This window comes from Knoellia koreensis (assembly GCF_013041615.1).
GTDB classification, from domain to species: Bacteria; Actinomycetota; Actinomycetes; order Actinomycetales; family Dermatophilaceae; genus Pedococcus; species Pedococcus koreensis.
This window is the reverse complement of sequence record NZ_JABEPQ010000001.1, coordinates 136,739-162,037: the sequence shown is the minus strand read 5'-3', so window position 1 is coordinate 162,037 and position 25,299 is coordinate 136,739. Positions and strand designations below refer to the sequence as shown.

The 25,299-nt window shown below is 70.9% G+C and carries 26 protein-coding genes and 1 riboswitch; of the genes, 16 read left to right on the top strand and 10 right to left on the bottom strand.

Going from position 1 to position 25,299, the window contains the following annotated elements; all coding sequences use genetic code 11:
- Nucleotides 1–103: 103 nt before the first annotated feature.
- Entirely contained in the window at nt 104–1,351 is a 1,248-nt protein-coding gene (locus HJG52_RS00820) for a GAF domain-containing protein (protein ID WP_171241693.1), read from the bottom strand.
- Between the two features lie 187 nt (nt 1,352–1,538).
- Here HJG52_RS00820 and HJG52_RS00815 point away from each other — a divergent pair, with 187 nt between their 5' ends.
- The gene (locus tag HJG52_RS00815; RefSeq protein WP_171241692.1) at nt 1,539–3,446 is read left to right on the top strand and encodes a flavin-containing monooxygenase; all 1,908 of its coding nucleotides are present in this window, start codon (nt 1,539–1,541) and stop codon (nt 3,444–3,446) included.
- A 108-nt stretch (nt 3,447–3,554) separates the two neighbouring features.
- On the opposite strand, the gene HJG52_RS00810 is transcribed toward HJG52_RS00815, so the two are convergent.
- The 4 genes from HJG52_RS00810 to HJG52_RS00795 all read right to left on the bottom strand — a co-directional run bounded on the left by HJG52_RS00810 (nt 3,555) and on the right by HJG52_RS00795 (nt 7,621).
- Nucleotides 3,555–4,841, bottom strand: coding sequence for a hypothetical protein (locus HJG52_RS00810; protein WP_171241691.1), 1,287 nt, complete (start codon nt 4,839–4,841; stop codon nt 3,555–3,557).
- Nucleotides 4,838–5,356, bottom strand: a complete 519-nt coding sequence (locus HJG52_RS00805; protein WP_171241690.1) for a SigE family RNA polymerase sigma factor — start codon at nt 5,354–5,356, stop codon at nt 4,838–4,840. Before HJG52_RS00805 ends, HJG52_RS00810 begins: the two co-directional genes overlap by 4 nt.
- 145 nt (nt 5,357–5,501) lie before the next feature.
- Entirely contained in the window at nt 5,502–6,914 is a 1,413-nt protein-coding gene (locus HJG52_RS00800; RefSeq protein WP_171241689.1) for a glycine--tRNA ligase, read from the bottom strand.
- A gap of 119 nt (nt 6,915–7,033) precedes the next feature.
- A complete protein-coding gene (locus tag HJG52_RS00795; RefSeq protein WP_171241688.1) occupies nt 7,034–7,621 on the bottom strand; it encodes an NADPH-dependent FMN reductase in 588 nt (195 codons plus the stop codon).
- A 35-nt stretch (nt 7,622–7,656) separates the two neighbouring features.
- Between HJG52_RS00795 and HJG52_RS21500 the strand changes: the two genes are divergently transcribed.
- The 6 genes from HJG52_RS21500 to HJG52_RS00765 all read left to right on the top strand — a co-directional run bounded on the left by HJG52_RS21500 (nt 7,657) and on the right by HJG52_RS00765 (nt 12,283).
- The gene (locus HJG52_RS21500) at nt 7,657–8,034 is read left to right on the top strand and encodes a DUF6703 family protein (protein ID WP_346767501.1); all 378 of its coding nucleotides are present in this window, start codon (nt 7,657–7,659) and stop codon (nt 8,032–8,034) included.
- A gap of 128 nt (nt 8,035–8,162) precedes the next feature.
- Nucleotides 8,163–9,149 carry a metal ABC transporter substrate-binding protein gene (locus HJG52_RS00785; protein ID WP_171241686.1) on the top strand — a complete coding sequence of 329 codons (987 nt, stop codon included), beginning with the start codon at nt 8,163–8,165 and terminating at the stop codon, nt 9,147–9,149.
- Nucleotides 9,146–10,003, top strand: a complete 858-nt coding sequence (locus HJG52_RS00780) for a metal ABC transporter ATP-binding protein (RefSeq protein WP_171241685.1) — start codon at nt 9,146–9,148, stop codon at nt 10,001–10,003. The genes HJG52_RS00785 and HJG52_RS00780 overlap by 4 nt, the downstream gene beginning before the upstream one ends.
- Nucleotides 10,000–10,980 (top strand): metal ABC transporter permease, encoded by a 981-nt coding sequence (locus HJG52_RS00775; protein ID WP_171241684.1) that lies wholly within the window; start codon nt 10,000–10,002, stop codon nt 10,978–10,980. The genes HJG52_RS00780 and HJG52_RS00775 overlap by 4 nt, the downstream gene beginning before the upstream one ends.
- The gene (locus HJG52_RS00770; RefSeq protein WP_171241683.1) at nt 10,977–11,375 is read left to right on the top strand and encodes a Fur family transcriptional regulator; all 399 of its coding nucleotides are present in this window, start codon (nt 10,977–10,979) and stop codon (nt 11,373–11,375) included. Before HJG52_RS00775 ends, HJG52_RS00770 begins: the two co-directional genes overlap by 4 nt.
- Before the next feature lie 77 nt (nt 11,376–11,452).
- Nucleotides 11,453–12,283: a DeoR family transcriptional regulator gene (locus HJG52_RS00765; protein WP_206069829.1), complete on the top strand. Its 831-nt coding sequence runs from the start codon at nt 11,453–11,455 to the stop codon at nt 12,281–12,283.
- A gap of 9 nt (nt 12,284–12,292) precedes the next feature.
- Here the strand turns inward: HJG52_RS00765 and HJG52_RS00760 are convergent, their stop codons facing one another.
- Together HJG52_RS00760 and HJG52_RS00755 are read right to left on the bottom strand one after the other, a co-directional pair.
- A complete protein-coding gene (locus tag HJG52_RS00760) occupies nt 12,293–16,357 on the bottom strand; it encodes an endo-alpha-N-acetylgalactosaminidase family protein (protein WP_171241682.1) in 4,065 nt (1,354 codons plus the stop codon).
- A gap of 108 nt (nt 16,358–16,465) precedes the next feature.
- Nucleotides 16,466–17,263 (bottom strand): isoprenyl transferase, encoded by a 798-nt coding sequence (locus tag HJG52_RS00755; protein ID WP_171241681.1) that lies wholly within the window; start codon nt 17,261–17,263, stop codon nt 16,466–16,468.
- Between the two features lie 53 nt (nt 17,264–17,316).
- Here HJG52_RS00755 and HJG52_RS00750 point away from each other — a divergent pair, with 53 nt between their 5' ends.
- Nucleotides 17,317–17,805: an SRPBCC family protein gene (locus HJG52_RS00750; RefSeq protein ID WP_171241680.1), complete on the top strand. Its 489-nt coding sequence runs from the start codon at nt 17,317–17,319 to the stop codon at nt 17,803–17,805.
- 7 nt (nt 17,806–17,812) lie between these two features.
- On the opposite strand, the gene recO is transcribed toward HJG52_RS00750, so the two are convergent.
- Nucleotides 17,813–18,544 carry a DNA repair protein RecO gene (recO, locus tag HJG52_RS00745; protein ID WP_171241679.1) on the bottom strand — a complete coding sequence of 244 codons (732 nt, stop codon included), beginning with the start codon at nt 18,542–18,544 and terminating at the stop codon, nt 17,813–17,815.
- Nucleotides 18,545–18,598: 54 nt separating this feature from the next.
- Nucleotides 18,599–18,695: riboswitch (TPP riboswitch) on the top strand.
- On the opposite strand from recO, the gene thiM reads away from it, so the two are divergent.
- From thiM to HJG52_RS00725, 4 genes are all read left to right on the top strand, one after another.
- The gene (gene thiM / locus HJG52_RS00740) at nt 18,687–19,511 is read left to right on the top strand and encodes a hydroxyethylthiazole kinase (protein ID WP_171241678.1); all 825 of its coding nucleotides are present in this window, start codon (nt 18,687–18,689) and stop codon (nt 19,509–19,511) included. It overlaps the preceding riboswitch by 9 nt.
- A gap of 8 nt (nt 19,512–19,519) precedes the next feature.
- On the top strand, nt 19,520–20,164 hold the full coding sequence (gene thiE, locus HJG52_RS00735; protein ID WP_171241677.1) for a thiamine phosphate synthase: 645 nt from the start codon (nt 19,520–19,522) through the stop codon (nt 20,162–20,164).
- Entirely contained in the window at nt 20,161–20,973 is an 813-nt protein-coding gene (thiD, locus tag HJG52_RS00730) for a bifunctional hydroxymethylpyrimidine kinase/phosphomethylpyrimidine kinase (RefSeq protein ID WP_171241676.1), read from the top strand. The genes thiE and thiD overlap by 4 nt, the downstream gene beginning before the upstream one ends.
- Nucleotides 20,970–21,617, top strand: a complete 648-nt coding sequence (locus HJG52_RS00725) for a TenA family protein (RefSeq protein WP_171241675.1) — start codon at nt 20,970–20,972, stop codon at nt 21,615–21,617. Before thiD ends, HJG52_RS00725 begins: the two co-directional genes overlap by 4 nt.
- Before the next feature lie 13 nt (nt 21,618–21,630).
- On the opposite strand, the gene HJG52_RS21170 is transcribed toward HJG52_RS00725, so the two are convergent.
- Nucleotides 21,631–21,759: a hypothetical protein gene (locus HJG52_RS21170; RefSeq protein ID WP_277352070.1), complete on the bottom strand. Its 129-nt coding sequence runs from the start codon at nt 21,757–21,759 to the stop codon at nt 21,631–21,633.
- Between the two features lie 24 nt (nt 21,760–21,783).
- Here HJG52_RS21170 and HJG52_RS00720 point away from each other — a divergent pair, with 24 nt between their 5' ends.
- The 3 genes from HJG52_RS00720 to HJG52_RS00710 are packed head-to-tail and all read left to right on the top strand — an operon-like array spanning nt 21,784 to nt 24,076.
- The gene (locus tag HJG52_RS00720) at nt 21,784–22,284 is read left to right on the top strand and encodes an HIT family protein (RefSeq protein WP_171241674.1); all 501 of its coding nucleotides are present in this window, start codon (nt 21,784–21,786) and stop codon (nt 22,282–22,284) included.
- 33 nt (nt 22,285–22,317) lie between these two features.
- Nucleotides 22,318–22,554 (top strand): alpha-ketoglutarate-dependent dioxygenase AlkB family protein, encoded by a 237-nt coding sequence (locus tag HJG52_RS00715; RefSeq protein ID WP_206069827.1) that lies wholly within the window; start codon nt 22,318–22,320, stop codon nt 22,552–22,554.
- A 52-nt stretch (nt 22,555–22,606) separates the two neighbouring features.
- A complete protein-coding gene (locus tag HJG52_RS00710; protein WP_171241673.1) occupies nt 22,607–24,076 on the top strand; it encodes a recombinase family protein in 1,470 nt (489 codons plus the stop codon).
- On the opposite strand, the gene HJG52_RS00705 is transcribed toward HJG52_RS00710, so the two are convergent.
- Nucleotides 24,073–24,315, bottom strand: a complete 243-nt coding sequence (locus HJG52_RS00705; RefSeq protein ID WP_171241672.1) for a hypothetical protein — start codon at nt 24,313–24,315, stop codon at nt 24,073–24,075. The two genes, HJG52_RS00710 and HJG52_RS00705, sit on opposite strands and share 4 nt — an antisense overlap.
- A 544-nt stretch (nt 24,316–24,859) precedes the next feature.
- On the opposite strand from HJG52_RS00705, the gene HJG52_RS00700 reads away from it, so the two are divergent.
- Entirely contained in the window at nt 24,860–25,126 is a 267-nt protein-coding gene (locus tag HJG52_RS00700) for a hypothetical protein (protein WP_171241671.1), read from the top strand.
- Nucleotides 25,127–25,299 lie beyond the last annotated feature (173 nt).

Sequence of the window (25,299 nt, the reverse complement as noted above, 5' to 3'; positions counted from 1 at the left end):
CTGTGTGGCTGTGTGCCCACCGCGACGTCACACGACCGTCACGACTCCCCCATGACGTCTGTCAGCGCAACCTGGTCGCCCCATAGGGGTTCACATTGCGGGTTCAGCGCGTGCGCCGGCGGCGCTGCACCACGGGAGCGCTGCTGCGCGGCAACAGGTCGCGCGGGTCGTCGGGCAGGCGCAGGACCGTCGCCACGGCGGGCGCCAGCCGATAGGGCGAGGACAGCAGGACACTGCCGAGTACCCTGCGCAGCCGCGACATCTCGGCGCGCACCGTCACCATCGGGTCGGGCGAGTCGAAGAGGTCCACGGCGAGCTGAGCCGCGGTGCGTCCCTGAGCGCCCGCCTCGACCAGGGACAGGAGGATCTCGGTATGCCGCGTGGACAGCTGGCGGGACCACTCGCCGGAGGTGCCGCGGACGCGCACGCTCGGGTCACCCACGAGGTCCAGCACGAGGGTGGACGCCACCTCGTCGGTGGCCGCGCCGAGCCGAAGGAGCCAGCCGTCGCCGAGCGGCTCAGCGGTGGCTGGGCCGACGGCCGGCAACCACACGGCACCGGGTGCCATCTCGTCGGGGAGCGCCACGCGTTCGGGAGCCCGGCTGCCGACGAAGGCCGCCAGCCGGCCGTACCGGTCGACCGCAAGGGCGTCGCCGTCGACTCGTGACAGCAGCGGTGCGGCGCTCGCGCGGAGGCGGTCGAGCTCGGCCCGGCGGCGTTCGAGCAGCTCCATCGAGGTGAGCCGGGAGGTGAGCTCGACGAGGGCGAGCTCGGCCGGGTGCAGGCCGGCCGAGGGTCCGCTGACATCGAGCACCCCCACCACGCGGCCCGTCCAGGGGTCGGTGAGGGGTGCGGCCGCGCAGCCCCACCGGGTGTGCGACTCGACGAAGTGCTCCGCACCCCGCACCTGCACCGCCTGGCCGAGCACCAGCGCGGTGCCGATCGCGTTGGTGCCGACGTTGGCCTCGGTCCAGGCCGACCCGTCGACGAACCCCAGGTGGTCGGCCAGCCTGCGCACCCCGGTGCCACCGAGCCGCCACAGGACGCGCCCCTGCGGGTCGGCCACGACGACGAGCTGTCCGGCGTCGATGACCGAGGCCAGCGAGGTGGTGAGCTTGGGGATCAGCTCGCGCAGACCGCTCTCCTCGCGCCGGCGCTCGAGGTCGGCCTCCACGAGGGGGACGATCGCAGCACCCGCACCGGGGTCGAGCCCGGTCGCGGCGACCCGCCGCCAGGATGCGGCGATCTCCCGCCGCGGTGCGGCGGTGGCCGACCGGGATGATGCGCCGCCTGCGGGTCGCGACAGCACGCGGTCACGGGTGCGGTGAGCCTCGTGGTCCGCGGTCGACATGACGGCCTCCTGAGGCGTCGCCGGTTCGGCGCTGGCGTCGCTGCAACGTCTTGCAACCCTGTCGCCGCGGCACACCTCGGTGTGTGATCGGTTCAGATCAGCCTAGCCATGGCGATCCGGTCCAGCCAGCGGCCGAGATCCGATCGAGGACGACCCCAACGACGACCACAACGACGTGGAGGCGCAGATGACCCAGGCCCCAGCCCGAGAGACGGTCGAGCCCGACCGCGCCGCCGACCAGGCGGCATACCCCCCTGCCACCGACACGACGGGCACGGATGCCACCGACACGACGGGCACGGACCCGGCGGCACGCGTCGACGCGTGGCTCGCGAAGTTCGAGTCGGCACTGGCGGCGGACGACGCGCAGGGCGTGGCCGCACTGTTCGCGACCGACAGCTACTGGCGCGACCTCGTGGCGTTCACGTGGAACATCAAGACCGTCGAGGGCCGCGACCAGGTGGCCGACCTGGTGACGCAGACCGCGAAACAGACTGCGGCGCAAGGCTTCTCGACGACCGAGCCACCGACGCAGGACGACGGTGTAGTGACGGCGTGGCTGTCCTTCGACACGGCGGTCGGTCGCGGCGGCGGGCTGCTCCGGCTCGTCGAGGAGGACGGTGAGGACCGCGCCTGGACGCTGCTCACCACGTTGCAGGAGCTCACGGGGCACGAGGAGCCTCGCGGACCCAAGCGGCCCATGGGTGCCGAGCACGGCATCGACAAGGACCGCCGCACCTGGAAGGAGAAGCGCGAGCTCGAGGAGAGCACGCTCGGCACCACCGAGCAGCCGTACGTCCTCGTCATCGGCGGCGGGCAGGGTGGCATCGCGATGGGTGCGCGGCTGCGCCAGCTCGGCGTGCCGTCGCTCGTGGTGGACGCCCATGACCGGCCCGGCGACCAGTGGCGCGGCCGCTACAAGTCGCTGTGCCTGCACGACCCCGTCTGGTACGACCACCTGCCCTACCTCAAGTTCCCCGACAACTGGCCGGTGTTCGCGCCCAAGGACAAGATCGGCGACTGGCTGGAGAGCTACGTCAAGATCATGGAGGTGCCGTACTGGTCGAAGACGCGCGCGCTGTCGGCGCGGTGGTCCGAAGACGACCAGAAGTGGACCGTCGAGGTCGACCGCGACGGCGAGCGGCTCACGCTCACGCCCACCCAGCTGGTCTTCGCCACGGGCATGTCAGGCAAACCGCGGATCCCCGAGGTGCCGGGCATTGATGTGTTCCAGGGCGACGTGCACCACTCGTCCCAGCACCCCGGGCCGGACCGGTATGCCGGCAAGAGGGCCGTCGTGATCGGCAGCAACAACTCCAGCTTCGACATCTGCGGAGCCCTGTGGGAGCACGGCGCGGACGTGACCATGGTGCAGCGTTCGTCGACCCACATCGTCAAGAGCGCCAGCCTCATGGAGTACGGCCTGGGCGACCTCTACTCCGAGCGCGCTGTGGCCGCCGGCGTGACGACCGAGAAGGCCGATCTCATCTTCGCCTCGCTCCCCTACCGGATCCTGCACACGTTCCAGATCCCCGCCTACGAGAAGATGGCCGAGGTCGACAAGGACTTCTACGAGCGGCTCGAGGCGTCGGGTTTCTGGCACGACTGGGGCGACGACGGGTCCGGCCTGTTCATGAAGTACCTGCGCCGCGGCTCGGGCTACTACATCGACGTCGGCGCCGCGGACCTCGTCGCGAACGGTGACGTGAAGCTGGTCCATGGCCAGGTCGACCACCTCACTCAGGACGCCCTGGTGCTCGCCGACGGCACCGAGCTGCCCGCCGACGTGGTCGTCTTCGCGACCGGTTACAACTCGATGAACGGGTGGGTGGCCGACCTCGTCGACCAGGAGACCGCGGACCGGCTGGGCAAGTGCTGGGGCCTGGGCTCGGACACCACCAAGGACCCCGGCCCGTGGGAGGGCGAGCAACGCAACATGTGGAAGCCGACGCAGGTCACGAACCTGTGGATGCACGGCGGCAACCTGCACCAGTCGCGCCACTACTCGCTCTACCTGGCGCTCCAGCTCAAGGCTCGCTACGAGGGCATCGACACCCCGGTCTACGGCCTCCAGGAGGTGCACCACACCGGCTGACTCCCGCCCACCCGCCTGCAACCTGAGCGCCCCATAGGGGGTTCAGGTTGCAGGCTTGGTGCAACCTGACCCACCCAGAGGGCGCTCAGGTTGCACGGGTCCAGGGAGTCAGTAGCGCCAGCCGATGTTGAGCGCGAGCCGCGGTGGTGCGACGTCGGTCTTCGGGTCGTAGGCGATGCGGGTCACCTTCGACACCTGACCGGTGTCGACGTTCCACGCGAGGATCCACGACGGGTGCGAGCCGTTGGTCTGGAGCAGCACGGTCGAGGCGTTCCACCAGGCCAGCGGGGTGCAGCACCCCTTGTAGCGGCCCTCCTGCCCGTCGGGATTCTCCGGCGCGAGCAGCAGCTTGGCCTTCCCCCGCTCTAGTGGAACGGCAACCACGCCCTGGTAGATCGGCCCGTTGCCGCGCCGGATCACCTCGGATGTGAGCGCCTGGTCGAAGAACGCGCCTGACGCCACCCACGTCGCCGACCCGACGGGCCGCTGCCACAACTCGTAGACGGGCGCGCCGATGGTGCGCTGCCCTGCCCGCTTGCCGGTGACGAGGTCGTTCCACGTGACGCTGAGCGACCGGTTCTCCTCGGCGACCCGCAGACCTGTCACGCCCGTGGCCAGGGTGTCGACCACCTCGACCGCCTTCGCACCGGGCTTCCACGGGTCGAGGGTCCAGACCTTGCCGTCGTCGCTGCGGATCACGACCGAGTCGTTGGACGGCGTCCACGACACCTCCTGCACGTACTCGGACGGCACCGGGAAACGGGTCACTTCGCCGCGACGATCGACGACGACAACCTCGCCCGGCTGCGGGAACGCCACCATCCCCCCGCCACCAATCGTCCTGGTACCCAACGGCATTGCCTCGTTGCCACCGGTGTCCCGCACCGGCTTGAGCGTCAGGCCGTCGACCTCGAGCAGCTCGCCGCTCGGTCGGATCAGCAACACCCGGTATGCCTTCAGCTCAGGTGTCGTCGGCTCGAGAGTCACCCCGACGACCGTGGGAGGTTCACCGCGCAGCGCGCTCTGCATCATCCTCGGGCGACTGGTGTCGATGAGCTTCGGCAGGCCGACGTCGAGCTGCGGCAGCTCGGATTCCTTTCCCTCCAAAGGGAGTTCGGCGTATGCCGTGCCGTCGGCGAGCGTGCCCGTCACCGGTGGCGTCGTGGCGGTGACCCCCGGCGTCGGCGTGCGGTTCGCGCTCCCGTCGCTCCCCCAGATCTGAACCGCCCCCACCGCGAGCGCGGCGGCGGCAACGGCGCCCACCCCGGTGGTGAGCCGGCGACGCCGACGCGACTGCGCGGCATACGCATCCGCCCACGCGTCACTCGCGAAGTCCACCTCGGGCAGGTCGGCGCTGGCCCGCTCGAGCAGGCCGGTCAGGTCACGGTCGGTCATGGCTGCTCACCTCCGGTGAGGCTGGGCGCGAGATTGGGAATGGACTCGCGCAGGCGCGCCAACGCTGCGTGGCTCTGGCTCTTGACGGTGCCGACGGAGACGCCGAGCACCTCGGCGGTGTCGCGCTCGGTGCGGTCCTCGAAGAACCGCAGCACCACGACGGCCCGTTGCTTGGGCGTCAGGGTCGCGAGCGCACGTTCGAGGTCGAGCCGCTCGGCCGCGGCCGCCGACTCGTCCCTGCGCCACGGCTCGGTCTCGGGCAGCACCTCCAGCACGTGCTCGCGCCGCGTGCGCCGCCACGAGGAGATGGCGTCGTGGTAGAGGATCCGCCGCACGTACGCGTCCGGGTTGTCGGCGCGCAGCCGCTCCCAGCGCATGGCCAGCTTGGCGAACGCCCCCTGCAGCAGGTCCTCGGCCAGGTGGGCGTCACCACAGACGAGGTATGCCGCCCGTAACAGCGTGTGCTGGCGTGCCCGCACGTAGCGGGTGAAGTCCTCGTCGACCTCGCGTCGCATCGCCGCCCCTTCCGCATCGATTCTCCCCCTGAACGCGCGGGAGGGTGCGAAAGGTTGGCGTCAGCACCGGCCAATCCCCGATTCGAGGTAAAAACGCCGGTGATCCCCGGCGTTTTTACCTCGAACGAGACGCCGAGCAGTCGGGTCAGCAGCCGATGAGGCGGGCGCCGAGGTACTCCTCGACCTTGTCCAGGCTGATCCGCTCCTGGCTCATCGTGTCGCGCTCGCGGATCGTGACGGCCTGGTCCTCGAGGGTGTCGAAGTCGACCGTGATGCAGAACGGCGTGCCGATCTCGTCCTGACGGCGGTAGCGGCGGCCGATCGCGCCGGCGTCGTCGAAGTCGATGTTCCAGTTCTTGCGCAGCGTCGCGGCGAGGTCGCGCGCCTTGGGCGACAGGTCGGCGTTGCGCGACAGCGGCAGCACCGCCGCCTTGACGGGCGCGAGCCGCTTGTCGAGGCGCAGCACGACCCGCTTGTCGACGCCGCCCTTGGTGTTCGGGGCCTCGTCCTCGGAGTAGGCGTCGACCAGGAAGGTCATGAGCGAGCGCGACAGACCGGCCGCGGGCTCGATCACGTAGGGCGTGTAGCGCTCACCGCTGGCCTGGTCGAAGAACACCAGGTCGGTGCCGGAGTGCTTGCTGTGCGTCGTGAGGTCGAAGTCGGTGCGGTTGGCGATGCCCTCGAGCTCACCCCACTCCGAGCCGGCGAAGTTGAACCGGTACTCGATGTCGACGGTCCGCTTGGAGTAGTGCGACAGCTTCTCGGCCGGGTGCTCGTAGTGGCGCAGGTTGTCGGGGTTGATGCCGAGGTCGGTGTACCACTTGGTCCGCTCCTGCAGCCAGTACTCGTGCCACTTCTCGTCCTCGCCCGGCTTGACGAAGAACTCCATCTCCATCTGCTCGAACTCGCGGGTGCGGAAGATGAAGTTGCCCGGCGTGATCTCGTTGCGGAAGCTCTTGCCGACCTGGGCGATGCCGAACGGCGGCTTGCGCCGGGCCGCACCCATCACGTTGAGGAAGTTGACGAAGATGCCCTGCGCGGTCTCGGGCCGCAGGTAGTGCAGGCCGGACTCGTCCTCGATGACACCGAGGTAGGTCTTGAGCATCATGTTGAACTCGCGCGGCTCGGTCCACGCGCCGCGGGTGCCGCAGTTGGGGCAGACGAGATCGCCCAGCGGCACGTCGTCGGGGTCGACGAGCACCCCGGCGGTCTTGCCCTTGTTCTTCTTGTCCGCGAACGCCTCCTGGAGGTGGTCCATGCGGAACCGCTTGTGGCACGACTGGCACTCGATCAGCGGGTCGGTGAACTCGCCGACGTGACCCGACGCCACCCAGACCTGGCGCGGCAGGATGATCGAGGAGTCGAGACCGACGACGTCGTCGCGGCCGGTGACCATGGTGCGCCACCACTGCCGCTTGATGTTCTCCTTCAGCTCGACACCCAGGGGGCCGTAGTCCCACGCCGACCTCGTACCGCCGTAGATCTCGCCGCTGGGGAAGACGAAGCCCCGGCGCTTGCAGAGGGAGACGACGGTGTCGATCGTGGACGGTGCAGCCATGCGGGCAAGGTTACTTGCGCGCGTGGCCCGGGCCAGACATGGGTATGCCGGGTGGCGGCCCGCTCCCATGGGCCGGCCACCCGGCATACGTCTGGTTGGCGCCGGTGCGGCGCCGAGTCTCAGGCGCTGACGCGCTCGTCCTCGCGGGCCCGTTCGCCGAGCAGGCCGGCGGCCTCACGGAGCGCCGGCAGCGCCTCGGCCACCGCGGCCTGCGCGTCGACGAGCCGCCAGTCGGCGTCGTAGAACTCGGGCTTGAGGGTGATCTCGACGTTCTCGGGCAGGACCGCAGCGCCGATGAACTCGAGCACGTGCCGCAGCTGGGCGCCGGACATGCCGCCGCCGTGGCCGCCGTAGGTGACGATGAGGACCGGGCGCTCCTTCCACTCCGCGTAGAGGAAGTCGATGGCGTTCTTGAGCCCGGCCGGGTAGCCGCCGTTGTACTGGGGCGACACGATGACCACGGCGTCGCTGGCCTCGATGGTGCGGGCCCAGTCCTTGGTGTGGTCGTGGGCGTAGTCTCCGAGGGCCGGCATGCGGGGCTCGTCGAGCAGCGGCAGGTCGAGGTCGCGCAGGTCGACGACCTCGACCCGGGCGTCCGCCTCCTCGGCGATGACCGGCGCGAGGGCCTGGGTGATCTGGTCACCCACCCGGATCGGGCGGGTGCTGCCGACGACGACAGTGACGAGCGGGCGGGTGGCGGTTGCCATGATGGGCTTCCTTCAGGCTATTCGTTGAATTTTGAATGATTAGTCGACCTAACCACGAGGTTGCGGTCGCTATTCCGAGGGGCCGCCCCGCCCCGGTTCCACGGGGCGGCTGGCCCGACCCGTACGCTTCCCGGGTGACGACCCGCGAACGCATCGAGTCCGCCAGCCTTCCCGTCGTGAAGGCGCTCAACGGGATGCCGCGCGCGGTGCCGTTCCTCATCGTGCTCGCGCTCATGGTCGGCGGGATCCTGCTCCCCGCCCCCGGCTGGCTGCTGCTCGTGCCGGTCGTGCTGTTCCTCACTTGGACCCTCTACCTCGGCTGGCCGGCGCTGGACATGGGCGCTCGGATGGGCCGGATCACGGTGGTGCTCATCGCGATCGCCATCACCTTGACCCAGGCGTTCCCCCGCTGACAGACCCCACTGCGGCCCGACCCGCACTGCAACCTGAGCGCCCCATAGGGGGTTCAGGTTGCAGAGGTCGACAGGCCGGGGCCCTCAGCGTTTGACAATGGTTCTCATTTCATTTGAGAATCATTGTCATGTCACCCCGTCTCCCCGGCCTGGCCGCCGCGGTCCTCGCCGTCGCCATGGTCTCCGGCTGCGGCGCCACCGGGGGGCCGGCGGCCGACGGTGGGAAGGACGGGCGGCTCGAGGTGGTCGCCGCGTTCTACCCGCTCCAGTACGCCGTCGCCCAGATCGGGGGCGAGCGCGTCGACGTCTCGAACCTCACCAAGCCGGGCGCCGAGCCGCACGACCTCGAGCTCACCCCGCGCCAGGTCGGCCGGGTCGCCCTGTCCGACCTCGTCGTCTACCTGAGTGGGTTCCAGCCCGCCGTGGACCAGGCGGTCGAGCGGGAGGCCAAGGACCACTCCTTCGACGTCGCGCCTGCCGCCCACCTCGACCTGCCCGCCAGCGACGAGGGCGACGGCCACGACCCCGAGCAGCCGCAGGACCTGGCCCGCGGGCACGACGAGCACAGCACCGACGACGGCCACGACCACGGACCCCTCGACCCGCACTTCTGGCTCGACCCCGTCCGCTACGCCGACGTCGGCGACGCCATCGCCCGCGAGCTGAGCGCCAAGGACCCGGCCGGCACCGCGGCATACGCGGCAGGCGCGCAGCGCTTCCGGGCCGCCATGACGACCCTCGACGGCGAGTTCCGCACCGGCCTCGCGACCTGCGCCAACCGCGACCTCGTCACCTCCCACGCCGCGTTCGGCTATCTCTCGGAGCGCTACGACCTGCACCAGGAGTCGATCACCGGCCTCGACCCGGAGTCCGAGCCCGACCCCGCCAGCCTTGCGCGCATCGTCGCGCACGTCCGCCAGACCGGCGTCACGACCATCTACTCCGAGGTGCTCGTGTCCCCCGACGTCGCCCGCACCATCGCCCGCGAGACGGGCACCCGCGTCGCCGTGCTCGACCCGCTCGAAGGCATCACCAGCGAGTCGGCCGGCCACGACTACCCCTCGGTGATGCGGTCCAACCTCACCACCCTGCGCACGGGACAGGAATGCACATGAACGGCACCCAGGGCGGCGCGCCCGTGATCCAGCTCGAGAACGCGTCCTTCGGGTATGCCGACCGGCGCGTCCTCTCGGGTGTCACCCTGTCGGTCGAGCCGGGTGAGGTCGTCGCAGTCCTCGGCCCCAACGGCTCCGGCAAGTCGACGCTCGTCCGCGGGCTGCTCGGGCTGACCGAGCGGCTCGGCGGCACGGTGCGCCTCTTCGGCGAGCCGGCGGACAAGTTCGACCAGCACTGGCGCATCGGCTACGTGCCGCAGCGACACACGCTGTCGGCGTCCGTGCGCGCCACGGTCCGCGAGATCGTCGCGGTCGGGAGGCTCACCCGGCACAAGTGGTGGAAACCGTTCTGGCACAAGGCAACCGACAGTGCGATCGTCGACCGCGAGCTCGAGGTCGTCGGGCTCGCCGATCGGGCCGGCACCGACGTGGCCACCCTTTCGGGCGGGCAGCAGCGCCGTGTCCTCATCGCCCGCGCGCTGGCGTCCGAGCCCGACGTGCTGCTCATGGACGAGCCCACCGCAGGCGTCGACACGGCCAACCAGGAGGTCCTCGCGCAGGTCCTGGCCAAGCTCGCCGCCAGGGGCACGACGATGCTGATCGTCACCCACGAGCTCGAGGCCCTCGAGGACGTCGTCACCCGCATCGTCGTCGTGCGAGCCGGCCGGATCGGCTTCGACGGGACGCCCCAGGAGTTCCACTCCGGGGAGGACCACACGCGGGCCGACCACCACAACGGGCACCACCACGACGACGAGCTCGACCCGGATCACCACCCCGACCCGGGCCGGCACCCCCTGCCCGGCGCACCGGGCGCCGGCCCGCTCGACCCGCGACGGAGGACCACACCATGAGCGAGATCCTCGCCCTGGACTTCATGCGCCAGGCCCTCGTCGCGGCGCTGCTCGTCGGCATCGCCGCTCCCCTCGTGGGTGTCTTCCTCGTCCAGCGCCGGCTGTCACTCATCGGTGACGGCATGGGTCACGTCGCCCTCGCCGGTGTCGCGGTGGGCGTCCTCACCGGGTCGGCGCCGGTCTTCACCGCTCTCGTCGCAGCCGTCGCCGCCGCCATCGCGATCGAGGTGATCCGCGGGCGCGGGCGCACCAGCGGCGACATCGCCCTGGCCGTGATGTTCTACGGCGGCATCGCCGCCGGTGTCGTTCTCATCGCCAAGTCCCCGTCGAGCTCGCCCGCCAGCCTCACGGCATACCTCTTCGGTGCCATCACCACGGCCGACCAACGCGACCTGTGGGTGTTCGCGGCGCTGGCCGTCGTCGTGCTGCTGGTGACGTCGCTACTGCGACCGTGGCTGTTCGCGGTGGCCAACGACGAGGAGTACGCACGGGCGTCCGGCTTGCCCGTCACCGGGCTCAACATCACCCTCGCGATCCTGACCGCGGTGACGGTCGTGGTGTCGATGCGCGTCGTCGGCCTGCTGCTCATCTCGGCGCTCATGATCATCCCCAACGCCACGGCGCAGCTGCTCGGCCGGTCGTTCCGCGCGTCGGTGCGCTGGGCGGTGCTGGTCGGGGTGCTCGCGAGCGTCGGCGGTGTCGTCACGTCCTACTACGCCGAGACGCCGTCCGGCGGCACCATCGTGCTGCTCGCCATCGCCGCCTTCGTGGTCGTGGCCGTCGCGACCGGTGGCGTCGCCCGGGCGCGCGCCCACCAGCACCGGCGCGCCGAACGCCACGAGCACGAGCACGGCCCGGCCTGCGGCCACCCGGCCGTCCCCCACGGCGACCACGTCGACTACGTCCACGACGGCCACCGGCACGCCGCCCACGAGGGCCACTGGGACGAGCACGAGAAGGAAGGAACCCGGGCATGACCACCACCTCCCGGCGCCCCACCCGCCAGCGGGCTGCCGTCGCGGCCGCCCTGGCCCAGAGCGCGGAGTTCCAGTCCGCCCAGGAGCTGCACGCGCGCCTGCGCGAGGGCGGTGACTCGGTCGGTCTCGCGACCGTCTACCGCAACCTCCAGTCGATGGCCGCCGACGGCGAGATCGACGTCGTGCGCACCGAGGAGGGCGAGGCCGTCTACCGCGCCTGCTCGACCGGACACCACCACCACCTCGTATGCCGCGTGTGCGGCAAGGCGGTCGAGATCGAGGGTCCGGCTGTGGAGACGTGGGCCGCGAAAGTCAGTGCGGCACACGGGTTTTCGGACGTGGAGCACACGGTCGAGATCGTCGGCACCTGCACCGACTGCTCGAGGGTGAAGTAGTCCCCCGGCCGACAGGGGCGTCCTCCATGCCGCGACCGCCACGGCAGCATCGGCGGGTTCACGGCAGGATCAGGGTCGTGAGTGGTTTCGGCGTGCCGTCCCGGAAGCGGACGAACAGGATCGTGGCGCTCCTCGAGCTGCTCGACGAGCGCGGTCACCTGCCCTTGTCGAGCCTGGCCGAGCTGCTCGATGCGTCCGAGGCCACGATCCGTCGCGACGTCGCGCTGCTTGCCGCGCAAGGGCTGGTGGAGCGCACCCACGGCGCGGTCCGGGCGGTCCACGGCGACCTCGAGGTGCCGGTCGCGCTGCGCGACGCCCGCAACCGTGACACCAAGGCCCGCATCGCGGGGGTGGCCGCCACGCTCGTGCCGGCCGGGCGGCATACCGTCGGGCTCACCGGAGGCACCACGACCGGTGAGGTGGTGCACGCACTGGCGTCCCGCACCGACCTCACGATCATCACCAACTCGCTCAGCATCGGCCTGCGCGCGGCCGAGCACGGCCGTGCCCGGGTGCTCATCGGCGGCGGCATGCTGCGCAGCAACTCCCTCGAGCTGGTGGGCCAGCTCGCCGAGGCCACGCTGCGCACCGTCGACATCGACACGGCCGTGGTCGGCGCGGACGGCATCAGTGCCCACGGCGGCCTCACCACCCACGACGAGACGGAGGCGCGGATCAACCACACGCTGATCGAGCGGGCCGCCCGTGTCATCGCGGTCGTCGACTCGTCCAAGGCCGGGCGGGTCACCCGCGCGCGGATGGCCGACCTCGCCGAGATCGACGTGCTCGTCACCGACTCGGGCTGCCCCGACGGGGAGCTCGAGCAGTTCCGCAGTGCTGGCGTCGAGCTGCACGTCGTGCCGCCGTCCCGGACCGGACCGCGTGGTGCGCGGCCCGGTCCGGCATGAGCGCGGGCCTCAGCTGCAGACTCCTCCCAGCCGCAGCTCGGCCGCGCCGCCGAACGCCGCGCCGTTCATCGACGACGTGCCGACGAGCTTGACGTAGGTGCCGCCCTTGGCTGGGAAGCGCACGACCTGCGGAGTGAGGACGTCAGCGAAATCGCCTCTGGCGACTGGGTTTCCCCAGTTCTGGCCGTCGGTCGACACGAACACCTGGTAGCCCTTGATCCGGCCGTTGGCGGCGTTCTGGCGGGCGGTGTACTCGAACTCGCTCAGCTGGCAGGTGGCGACGCCAGCCTTGGCGACCTGGAGGGTGATGTCGTGCGGGTACTGCGCCTCGGTGGGGTCCCACTGGGTGTGCCAGTAGGTGCTCACGTCGCCGTCGACGGCCGCGGTGGCCACCCCGCTGCCTTCCGGCTCACCCTCCGCCTGCTGCGACGAGAAGCCGGCGACACGCAGGTCGCTGCCGCCGATCGGGTTGGCAAGCGGACGGTTGGCCGGGTCGAACCGGTAAGTGGCGCTGCTCGAGCCGCTCCCACCCTGGTAGCGCCACGTGGCCCGGAAGGTGAGCTCACCGGCCACCGAGCCCTCCGGCACCAGGACCCGCCAGATGACGGTCGACGGCTGCGTCGCGGAGGCCTGGGTCGGGCTGGTGCCACCCACCCGGGTCACCTGCCAGCCGGCCGGCCCGGTGAGGGTGTGGACGACGTCCGTGGCCGTGCCCGCCGCGACGCTGACCTTGGTCGTGACGTCGAGGGCCACCTTCCCCTCGGGCGAATCCGCCGCGGCCTTCGCCTCGACCGAGGCGACCGGGCGGGCGCCGAGGTCGACCAGCCGGACGTTGTCGATGACGAGGTTGCCCTGGATGTTGCCGCCGGACTTGGTGATGCCGACGAACGTCGGGGTCGCGTCGAGCGTGGAGAACTCGAGGCTGAACTGCTTGGTGCCACTGCCCACCTGGTCACCGAGGCGCCACCCCTTGCCACGAGCCTGTGGCAGCGGCACGGTGCGCTCGATGTTCTCCTTCCAGGCGGCACCGTTCGGCGTGTCCTTGCCGAGGACGACGGAGTAGTCGCCGTCGTAGGCCGCCTGGTAGTCGAACGTCATCCGATAGCTGTGCCCGACCTGCGTTGGCAGCGACGCTGCGGTGGTGCGCAGGATCAGGCCGCCGTTCTCCTGGTTGGCCATGAGCGACCAGTCGCCGTCGAGCGCGTTGTCGAGGTACTTCTGGCCCTCCGTCGCGGTGCTGGCGCCGTTGGACGTGAGGCCGTACCAACCCGACTGCGAGTAGGGCGCGTGCCGCTTGGCCAGCTGGGTGCGCGCGTCGCCGCCCGCGTTGGCCGTGCCGGTGACGAACGGCCAGTAGCCGGTGTCGACGTCCTCGAAGTCCTCGAACATCACCGTGTCGGCGACCGCCCCGGTCTTGGCCGGCACCTGCCACGGCACGACCCGCAGGTCGTCGACCCGCACCCTCGCGGCACCGGCTTCGGCGCGGATGGACAGGTTGACCGGGCCGCCCTGGGTGCTGAACTTCACCGGCACGCGCTGGAAGTAGGTGCCGAGGAGCTCGTCGGAGGCGGTGGAGTTGCGAGCCGACGACGAGGTGATCGTGGTGGCCACTCGGCCGGTGGTGCCCTGTTGGTAGCCGACCGCATTGGCGTCACCCGTGGCCTGGACGGTGACCTTGCGGGTCTTGCCCGGCTCGACCTCCACCCACGCCCAGAGGCTGTACGTGCCGGCTGGCAGACGCAGCTGCTGGCCGATGGACGACTCCTCGGCGCCGAGGACCGCCTGCGGGTTGCCCCGGCTGTTCTTGATGATCGAGACGGCGCCCGAGGTCTTGTAGGCGTCGAGGCTCTCGGAGAAGAAGCCGGGGTCCTTGATGCCGCTGCCCTGACCCCAGTTCGGGGCCTTGGCCGCCGGGACGGCGGACGCCGGATAGAGCACGTATGCCGTGCCCTCGGCCGTGGCGGGGAGGTTCACCCGGCCGCCGCTGACAGAAACATCGGCGACCTTGACGCGGCCGGTGTCGGTGAGCTTGTAGAGGGCGAGGGACTGCTGGCCCTGCCAGGCGTCGGTCAGCTGCCAGGTGGCAGCGGCGCCGCCGGGGTTCCAGTAGTAGAGGCGGTCCTTGCCGCCGTCCTTCCACGGCAGCAGGTAGCGGCCCTGGTCGTAGACCGTCGCACCGTCGTAGGTGATGGTGCGGTTGGTGGGCACGGTGCGGCCGTCGATGCTCTCCAGCGGTGAGGTGACGACGGTGCCGTTCTCGAACGCGATCCGCTTGTCCTCCCAGCGCATGATGTCCGAGCGCTGGAGGAATTTGGTGGGCAGGTTGCGCTCCCACACGTTCTTGATGAAGGCGTTGTAGTCGTTGTGGCCGGTCCAGCCCTCGAACTCGACGGCGTTCGGGTTGCCGAGCTTGGGCTCGGGGTTCCACGTGTCGCGGTAGGAGTTCTGGACGAACCTCGCGAGCTGGGAGTTGATGCCCTTGTTGGTGCTGCCGCCGTAGTTCTCGTCGTTGGCCCAGTGCGACCACGTGTTGGCCTGCGGCAGGGAGTAGGACCACTCCGAGCTGACCCGCCAGCCCTGCTTCAGCACCTCGTTCGCGAACCGGTTGCCCTCCCAGCCGCGCGGGTAGTAGACGTCCCAGTAGAGCCAGTTGAGGTTCGAGTCCGCCGGGAAGTCCTTGCGCAGCTCGGCGAGGCGCTCGAAGACGTTGCCGGTGGCGAGGTCCTTCTGGTTGTTCATGTAGTACGCCTGGTTCATCCAGCCCCAGGCCTTGCGCGGCGGCATGTACAGCAGCTCGTCGCTGAACGCGTTCGCTTCCGAGTAGGACTCGGTCGCGTTGACGTGGACGCCGAACGTCGCGTTCCAGTTCTTGCCCTCGGCGACGAGGGTCTTGAGGTCCTTCAGGCCACCGGCACGCTGGTTGTAGTTGTCGCCGTAGTCGCCCTGGGCGGAGTCGTGCCCTTCGGCCTGGTACCCCTTGAGCAGCGCCTGCTGGCCGAGGTTGTCGGTGGCCAGGGAGATGCGCTTGGTGTCGTCGAGGGTCCGCAGGAACGGGTGGGTCGCCTGCGACACGATGTTGAAGGGGATGCGTGGGATGACGTAGTTCTTGACGTCGTCCTGGCCGATGAAGGGCGTGAGGATGTCACGGGTGGCGATGGCGCCGTCCTGCCAGCTGACCACGCCGTCGGTGTTGGCGTCGCCGGTGATCTTGACGGTGATGCGCGGGTCGGGGTCGACGCCGATGCCCGAGCCGTCGTCATAGGTCGAGATGGCCTGTGCGCGGTAGGTCCACTCGGCGGCGGCGACGCTGCCGACGCGCACTCCGTCGACCGTGTGGATGCGGTGCGCGAAACGGTTGGCATTCGCGCCGACGCTTGTCGTGGTGTTGTCACCGATGGCGTTGGTCTCGAACCCGGCCGCCAGCCCGGAGTCGTTGGCCGTGACCATCCAGTCCTTGCCGGCCTGTTCCTCGGCACCGGCCACGGTGATGAGCTTGTCGCCCGGCTTGCCCCGGTCGACGCTGAGCGTGGTCGCCATGATCTGCGACTTCGGGTCCGTTGCGCTCACCGACACCAGGTCGAGGTCGGGGATGGCGATGCGGTTCAGGCGGCGCTGCGGGTCGGTGATCTTCCTCAGCGCATAGGTCATGGCACCGTCCTTGACCGAGATCACGGCGGTGAGTGAGGCGCCCGGAAGCTGGTCGAACGTGACCGGGTAGCTCACCGAGTCGGCCGACGTCGTCGGCGTGCCGACCGTGACGGGCTGGGCGACCCCGTCGACGGTGATCGAGGTGAGCGCGCCGCCGTAGCGCCCGGCGAGCTGCTTGCCGCCGAGGCGGTAGTCCACCACCTGGGGGAAGTCCGGGTGCGTGCGAACCGTCAGGGTGCCGTCACTGATGGTCGGCGCCCCGTCCGGCACGGTGACCGCGAGCGGGTCGACGCTTGCCGCCGCCTGTGCGCCGCCGCCCGGCACGGCCCGCGGCAGGGGCGCGGCGGCCGCCCCGGTTGCCATCGTCGAGATGAGGAGGGCTCCCGAGAGCCCGACTGCCAGCACACCTGTGTGCGTGCGTCCCACGACCTACCTCCAAGGGGGGGATGAGGCGAGCACCGTTGCTCTGTCGGCACCGTAGGAGCAGGTGGGAGAAATGGTCGAGAAAGTGACGAATCGGATTGCGCGTTTTGGCTACCCCGAAGTGTCGACCGCGCCGCCGTAGCGACGGTCGCGCGCGGCATACGTCTCGATCGCGCGCCACAGGTCGAGGCGCGAGTAGTCCGGCCACAACGTGTCCTGGAAGACCATCTCGGCGTAGGCGCTCTGCCACAGCAGGAAGTTGCTCGTCCGCTGCTCCCCCGACGACCGCACGAACAGGTCGACGTCGGGCATGTCCGGCTCGGGCAGGTACCGCGCGATGGTGCGCTCGTCGATCGAGCCCGGCTTGAGCTTGCCGCGCTGCACCTGTTCGGCGATCCGCTGCACGGCGTCACCGAGCTCGGCCCGCCCGCCGTAGTTGACACAGAAGTACAGCGTCAGCCCGGTGTTGTCCTTCGTGAGCTCCTGGGCGACCTCGAGCTCCTTGATGACCGAGCCCCAGAGGCGTGGCCGGCGGCCGACCCAGCGCATCCGCACGCCCCACTCGTGCAGCTGGTCGCGCCGCCGCCGGATCACGTCGCGGTTGAACCCCATGAGGAAGCGCACCTCCTCCGGCGACCGCTTCCAGTTTTCGGTCGAGAAGGCGTAGGCAGACAGGTGACCCACGCCCATCTCGATCGCCCCGGCCACCACGTCGAGCAGTGCGGCCTCCCCCGCCTCGTGTCCCTTGGTGCGCGCGAGACCTCGCTGGTTGGCCCAACGCCCGTTGCCGTCCATCACCACGGCAACGTGGTTCGGCACCAGCTCGCGCGGGATCGCCGGGGGCTGCGCCCCGCTGGGGTGCGCAAAGGGCTTGGCGTATGCCGCGTGGTCACCTCTCACGCGCGCCATTGTGTCGCGTCGCGGTCACCGCCGGTGCAGGGCCACCCGGCTAGGGTGCCGGGATGCCACAGGTGAGCGAGCAGGTGTGGGTGCCCGTGCCGCCCGCCACGGCCTTCGCCGTCTCCCAGACGACGGGCGAGCTGCGGCTGAGCTGGGACCCGTTCATCCGCAGGCAGTTCTTCCTCGGCGGCGCCACGGCGCCGGGCAAGGGCGTGCAGACCCGCACCTTCGCGCGGCTCGGGCCGGCCATGACGAGCGAGTACGTGTCGTACCACCCACCCACCAACGTCGGGATGACGATGGTCGAGGGTCCGTGGTTCTTCGACCAGTTCGGCGGTGGGTGGCGGTTCCGCGCGGAGGGGCGCGACGGCATCGAGGGCACACTGGCCACGTGGAAGTACACGTTCTCGGTGCGGCCGCGCTGGTTGCGGTTTGTCGGTCACCCGGTGGGCTCGTGGCTGCTGGGCCGGGAGATCCGGCGCCGGATCGCCGCCTTCGCCCAGGCCTGCGAACGGGACGACGTGCTGGCCGCGGTGGGTAGTCCGGGCTGAGCGCCGCTCAGCCGGTGCGGTCGACGAGCCGCAGCGAGCGGATGCCGCGCTCGAGGTGCCACTGGAGGAACGCCGTCGCGAGGCCGCTCGCCTCGCGGCGGTGGCGCGGGTCGGAGGCGTCGGCGATGACCCAGTCGCCGGCGAGCAACGCCGCCAGGAGGCCCAGCGTCTCCGGCGCCGGCGCGGCCGAGCCGGGCGGACGGCATACCGGGCAGACCGTGCCGCCCGAGGCGAGGTTGAACGCCCGGTGCGGACCCGGCGCGCCACACCGGGCACAGTCGTGGAAGCTGGGCGCCCACCCGGCGATGGCGAGCGCGCGCAGCAGGTAGGCATCGAGGACGAGCCCCGCGTCGTGCACCCCGTCCGACATCGAGCGCAGGGCGCCGGCGAGCAGGAGGTACTGCTGCACGGTCACCTCGCGCTCCTCGGTGAGGCGGTCGGCGATCTCGAGCATCGCGGTGGCAGCGGTCCACGTCGTGTAGTCGCGAGCCAGGATGTGGCCCCACGCGTCGAGGCACTCGGCCTGGGTCACCGTGTCGAGCGAACGCCCTTCGTAGCACTGGACATCCACGTGCATGCCGGGTTCGAGCCGGGCCCCGAAACGACTCTTGGTGCGCCGCACGCCCTTGCCGACGACGCGCACCTTGCCGAGCCCCCTGGTCAGGAGCGTGACGATGCGGTCCGCCTCACCCAGCTTCTGGGTGCGCAGGACGATGCCTTCGTCGCGGTAGAGGGGCACCCACCCATTGTCGCAAGACCGGACTCGTTTGCTCGTATGCCGTGCCGTAGGGTCGGAACTGACGCGGGGTGCCGTGCGGCGCACGGCTGAGATCACACCCGTCGAACCTGATCTAGCTAGAACTAGCGAAGGGACGTCACCGATGACGCCATCGACCCCACCCAATTCGGCCGACACCACCGTCACCGCCGACCAGCTGGCCACCACGCTCGAGGCCCTGCGCGGCGCGACCCCGCTGGTGCAGTGCATCACCAACACGGTCGTGCAGAACTGGACCGCCAACGTGCTGCTCGCGGCCGGTGCCGCACCGGCGATGGTCGACAACCCGCACGAGGCGGGCGGCTTCGCCCGGGTCGCGAGCGGCCTGCTGGTCAACCTGGGCACGCCGCAGGACGACACGGTCGCCGCCATGCGGGCAGCCGTCGCGGCGGCGGGCGCGGCCGGCACACCGTGGGTCCTCGACCCGGTCGCCGCCGGCGGACTCGCCTGGCGCACCGACCTCGCCCACGAGCTGGTGGCGCTTGGCCCGACGGTGGTGCGCGGCAACCCGAGCGAGGTGCTGGCCCTCGCCGGTGGCACGGGTGGGCGCGGGGTGGACAGCACCGACGCACCCGAGGCCGCGGTGGACGCGGCCCGCGGCCTCACCGACCGCGTCCGGGTCGTCGCCGTCAGCGGCGAGGTCGACCACGTCCTCAACGCCACCCGCCTCGTGCGCCTGTCCAACGGCCACCCGTGGCTGACCAAGGTGACCGGCGTGGGGTGCGCGCTCGGCGCCCTCATGGCTGCGTATGCCGCATGCACGGACGACCCGCTGCTCGCCGCGAGTGCCGCGACGGCTCACCTCACGGTGGCCGCCGACGAGGCCGCTGCCCAGGCCCAGGGGCCGGGCAGCTTCGCCGTGCATCTGCTCGATGCTCTCGAGCTCCTGACTCCTGACCAGCTCGCCTCCCGCGTGCGCGTCTCGTGAGGTCCTCCGTGCGACCGCCTCTGGACCTCACCCTCTACCTCGTCACCGACACTGCCCTGTGTGGCGGCCCGGACGGCGTGGTCAGGACTGTCGAAGCGGCCGCCCGTGGCGGGGTCACCTGCGTGCAGCTGCGCGACCCGGCGGCATCCGACGACGAGCTCGTCGACCTCGGTCGGCGACTCGTGAGATCCGTTGCGCCACACGGCATACCGCTCATCGTCAACGACCGGCCGCACCTCGTCGCACCCATCGGCGCCCAGGGCGTGCACCTCGGCCAGGGCGACGGTGACGTGGTTGCCGCCCGCGAGGCGATCGGGCCCAACGCCCTGCTCGGCCTGTCGGTGCAGACATCCGAGATGGTCGAGGCGGCCCGCCCACTGGGCGACGCGGTCGACTACCTGGGAGTCGGGCCGGTGTGGCCGACCCCGAGCAAGCCCAACCACGCGCCGGCCGGCGGCGTGCGCACGGCGTTCGAGGTCGCCTCGGTGAGCCCCTGGCCGTGCGTCCTCATCGGGGGCATCCACCCACCCCGCGTGCGGCGGCTCGTCGGCACCGGCGCACAGGGCATCGCCGTGATCAGCGCCATCTGCGGGACGCCTGACCCGGAGACCGCCGCCCGGGAGCTGCGTGCCGAGTGGGAGGCGCCGGTATGACCCGCCCACCGGTCGCCCTGTCGATTGCGGGCAGCGACCCGTCCGGTGGGGCGGGAATCCAGGCCGACCTCAAGACCTTCAGTGCGCTCGGCGCCTACGGCTGCGCGGCGATGACGGCCCTCACTGCCCAGAGCACCCGCGGCGTGACCGGGGTCCACGTCGTGCCCCCGGAGTTCGTGCGCGAGCAGGTCACGACCCTGGTCGACGACGTGCGCGTCGACGCCGTGAAGATCGGCATGCTGGCCACGGCCGAGATCGTCGAGGAGGTGGCGCGGCTCGTCGACGATGTGCTCGACTGCCCAGTCGTGCTCGATCCCGTGATGGTGTCGACGAGTGGCTCGCGGCTGCTCGACGACGACGCGGTCGCGGCCATGCGGCGACTCGTTCCCCTCGCCGGTGCGGTCACGCCAAACCTCCACGAGGCGGCCGTCCTGCTCGATGCCGAGCCAGCCAGCTCAGTGGACGAAATGCGTTGGCAGGCAAGGCAGTTGATCGACCTCGGCGCAAAGCGCGTACTCCTCAAGGGCGGTCATGCAACCGGCGCCCAGGCGGTCGACGTGTGGGCCGACGGCCCGAGGGACGCGGTCGAGCTGACCGAGCCGCGCATCGACACCCACAACACCCACGGCACCGGCTGCTCCCTGTCGTCCGCCATCGCCGCCCTGCTCCCCCAGCGCGACGGCTGGCTGCCCGCGGTGCGCGACGCCAAGCACTGGCTCACCGGCGCACTCGAGGCCGCCCGCGACCTCGAGATCGGCCACGGGCCCGGCCCCGTCCACCACTTCCACCAGCTCTGGAGCAGCCGATGACGTTCTCGACGGATGCCTGGTCGGCCATCGCCGACATCCGCGTGGCCATCGACGAGCTACCGTTCCTCACCAGCCTCGCGGATGGGTCGCTCGACCAAGGGGTGTTCCGCCACTACCTCGCCCAGGACGCGCTCTACCTCGCCGACTACGGCCGGGTCCTGGCCGCCGCGGCGAGCCAGTCGACCGACCCCGACGACCTCATCTTCTGGGCCCAGTCGGCGCGCACGACCGTCGTTGTCGAGCGTGAGCTGCACGCCGCCCACGTCGCCGACCTCGCCGGGGCGACGCCCTCGCCCACCTGTCGGGCCTACACGGCATACCTCTGGTCTCTTGCCGGCGGCGGCTGCTATCCGGCTCTCGTCGCGGGGATCCTGCCGTGCTTCTGGATCTACGACGACGTGGGTCGTCGGATGCGCGAGCGGGTCGGCGACCCGGGCGGGCACGCGTTCGGCGACTGGATCGCCACCTACGGCGACCCGGAATTCGCCGCTTCGACCGCGCGGGCTCGGGAGATCGTCGACCGGGTCGCGGCCGAGTCCTCGCCCGCCGTGGTGGCGCGGATGCACGAGGCGTTCACGACGGCCGCGCGCTACGAGTGGATGTTCTGGGACGCGCCGATGCGCCTGGAGGCGTGGCCGGTCTGAGCTCGTCCGGCGGTCAGCCCAGCTGGGCCGCGACCACCACGATGGCGACGACGATGGCGATGGCAAGGGCGCCGGCGAGTATGCCGCGTGCGAAGTTGCGTTCCTGCCGGTCGTCGCGAGCCGGCCTCCCGCCTCTTGTCATGCAACGACGTTATCGTCACGGCCCATGACCGCCGAGCCGCTCGACTGGACCCGTGACCGCGTCGGCGCCGCACTGCGCGGCGAGAACCCGTCGGTGCTACGCCGCCTGTCCGCCGGGTTCGCGTGCATCGGCGACGTGCAGTTCATCCCGGGCTACAGCGTGCTCATCTCGGACACCCCCGGCATCGACCGGCTCACCGACCTGCCGCGGGAGCGACGGCTGGCGTTCCTCGACGACATGGACCGACTCGGCGAGGCGGTCCATGTCGTCTGCTCGCGCCGCGACTCGGCGTTCCGGCGCGTCAACTACGAGATCCTCGGCAACACTGACGCGTTCCTGCATGCGCACGTGTGGCCGCGCTACGACTGGGAGGGCGACGTCGCGCCGAAACCGGTGTGGATGCACCCCGGCGAGCGCTGGAGCGACCCAGCGCCGGAGACGGTGCTCGGCCCGCAGCACGACGACCTGCGTCGCGAGCTGACCGCCGAGCTCGACCGCCTCACCGAAGCCTCCGCCACGCACTAGCACATTCGTTCGAACAAGGCGTACGCTGTCACCATGACGGCAACGGCATGGCAGGCCTCGCTCCTCGACACCGGTGACGACATCGTCCTGCACGACCTGGGCTCGGGTCTGACCCGCACAACGCTCACCCGCGGCGCGTGGGTCGACTACCGACCGGGCTGGCTCGGCGGCGCGGACGGGCTCTTCGACGTGCTCCACCGCGACGTGCCGTGGAAGGCCGAGCGCCGCGAGATGTACGAACGCGTCGTCGACGTCCCAAGACTCTCCTAACTGCGGTACTGTGGCGGCTCCGCACCACCAGCACGACAGGAGCCCGCCAGCCATGACCCGCAAGCCCACGCCCCGCGCCGTCCTCTACGTCCGTCTGTCCTCGAGCGACGACGCCTCTACCTCTATCGCGAGGCAGGAGGCCGACCTCCGCCTCCGCGCCGAGCGCGAGGGATGGGACGTCGTCCGCGTCCTGGCCGACGACGGCGTCTCGGGCGGCAAGGCCCGCGCCAACGCCGACGAGGCCCTCCGCATGCTCCGCGACGGCGAGGCCGACGTCCTCGCGGTGTGGAAGTTCGACAGGTGGAGTCGACAGGGCCTCGGCGCTCTCGCCGCGCTTATCGAGGTGCTCGACGAGCGCCCCTCGGCTCTCTTCATCGCCGACCGCGACGGGCTCGCCTCGTCACAGCCCGCGTGGCGCATCATCGCCTCTGTGCTCGCCGAGGTGGCGCGCATGGAGCGGGAGAACACACGCACCCGTGTCCTGTCCTCCCTCGCGGCTCTCCGCACCTCGGGCCGGTACGCGGGCGGGCAGCGCCCATACGGCTACGTCTCCGCGCCGAACCCTGACGGGCCGGGCCGCGTCCTCGTCATCGAGCCCACGGAGGCCGAGGTGATCCGCGAGGCCGCGCGCCGCGTCCTCGACGGGGAGACCGTCTACGCCGTCGCCCACGACCTCAACGCCCGCGAGATCCCGTCCAAGAGCGGCAAGCGGTGGTCGCGGACGGTGCTCCTCGGCGTCCTCACCTCCGACGCCATCCTCGGGCGCGTGACCCATCGCGGCGAGGTGGTGCGCGGCGAGGACGGGCTCCCCGCTGAGATCTTCGAGCCGATCCTCGACGGCGACTCCTGGCACCGCCTCCGCGCGCTCCTCGTGCCCGCCAAGGGCGAGGAGGTGCGACCGCAGCGTCGCCGCGCCGCGCGGCTCCTGTCGGGCGTCATCCGTTGCGCCGCGTGCGGCTCGCCGCTCTACGTCCGCAGCGACGGCAAGGGGATCGTCTCCTATGTCTGCAGCCGCAAGGGCGACGGAGGCGTCTGCCCCGGCGTCTCCGTGAACGCCGAGCGCGTCGAGGAGTACGTCGAGCGCGTCTTCCTCGAGGCCGTGGGCGACGCGGAGGTGTTCACCCTCACCGAGACCGAGAGCGCCAGCGCCGCCGACCTCGCCGACGTCGAGCGCGCGGTCGCCGAGACGACGGCAGCCCTCGGCGAGGACGACGCCGACGTCGCTTCCCTCATGGCTCGCCTCGCCTCGCTCAAGGAGCGCCGCGCCGCCCTCCGCTCCGCCGCGTCCTCCCCCGAGGTCGCCCTCGTCGGCACGGGCTCGACCTTCCGCGAGACGTGGGAGGCGGGCGACGTCGAGGCGCGCCGCGCCCTCCTCTCCGCCAACGTCGCGGTCCTGACCGTGTCCAAGGGCCGTCGAGGTGTCCACGGGCTCGACGCCTCGCGGGTAACCCTCGTCGCGCAGCCCGCGCACCCTCGCGGCATCGCTCCCGACGCCGAGGGCGGCTCGCGCATCGTCGCCTAGTCCTCCTGGCCCTCGTCGAGGCCCTCCCCGCGCCGCTGCAGGCCGAGGAGGGCCTCTGTCGTGCCCGAGGCCCTCGAGCCGCTGACGGGCCGCGAGCGGGCGTCCTCGAGGCCGCGCCGCTCCTCCTCGAGCCCGTGCCGGGCCGTGTAAACCCGTTTACACGCCTCGCGGGAGGGCGAGCCGCGCCGGGCCGAGGTGCGACGCGGGGAGGGGCGGCTCGAGGTGCCTTGAAACCTCACCCATAGGGGGAACACGGGAGGCATTTCCTGTAACTGACTGATACTCGACAAAAAGCATCCCCCCTAATGGGGATTGCTCCCGTGTCCCCCCTATGGGTGAGGTTTAGCTAGGAGCCCGCCGCCCGCCGCCTCACCGGTGCGGCACGAGGCCGCTCCGGCTGCAGATGGCCTGTAACGAAGCGGTAACGCGAGTGAGCCGCACCCACCCTCGGCGGGCAAAATACATGCCCTCTGACCTGCAGGTTTGGCCGAAACCCGTTGTGCCCCAACGTCACAGACGTATCCCATAGAGGGCGAGTGCGCGTGAGCCGCTAGGCACCATCGCGGACACCTCCCCTGTAGAGACCCGCCTCTCGCGCCCTGCCGCCGTCGAGGCCGTCGTCTCAGTGCGTGAGACTTTCCGGCAAACGTGAGCCGATCCGGCACCCCTCACAGACGTATCCCATAGAGGCCCGTATGCAACGCCGCCCACCTCGGGCGGCTTCTCTTTCGGCCTCCGTCCGTACATACGCCCACACGGGCCACCACACGCCTAGGAGGCACCATGACGCCCTGCGCCTACCGCAGGTGCTCGCGACCGCTCGACGCCTCACAGGAGGCCCACGGGGCGCGCTTCTGCCGCGCCGCTCACCGCGTCGCCGAGTACCGCGAGCAACGCGCAGACGAGCGCGCCCGGTTCGTCGCCGAGAGCCGCGAGATACACGCCGCCATCGGCGACGCCGTCGCCCGTCACGACTTCGAGGAGGCTGCCGGGCTCCTGGCCCGTCTCGACGCCCTCGTCGAGGGCGCCGCCCGCGACATCCTCCGCTAGTCCCTCGAGCCCGCGAGAGTCCTTCCTCGCGCTCGAGCCGCTCGAGCGCGTCGAGCCGCTCCGCCCTTCCTCATTTGGTCATGGGAGCAGGGCGTCGAGCCGCTCCGCCTCGAGCACCGCCTCCCCCGTCCCTCCGCGTATCTGGCAGCGCGTCGAGCGGACGGGGGAGGCCC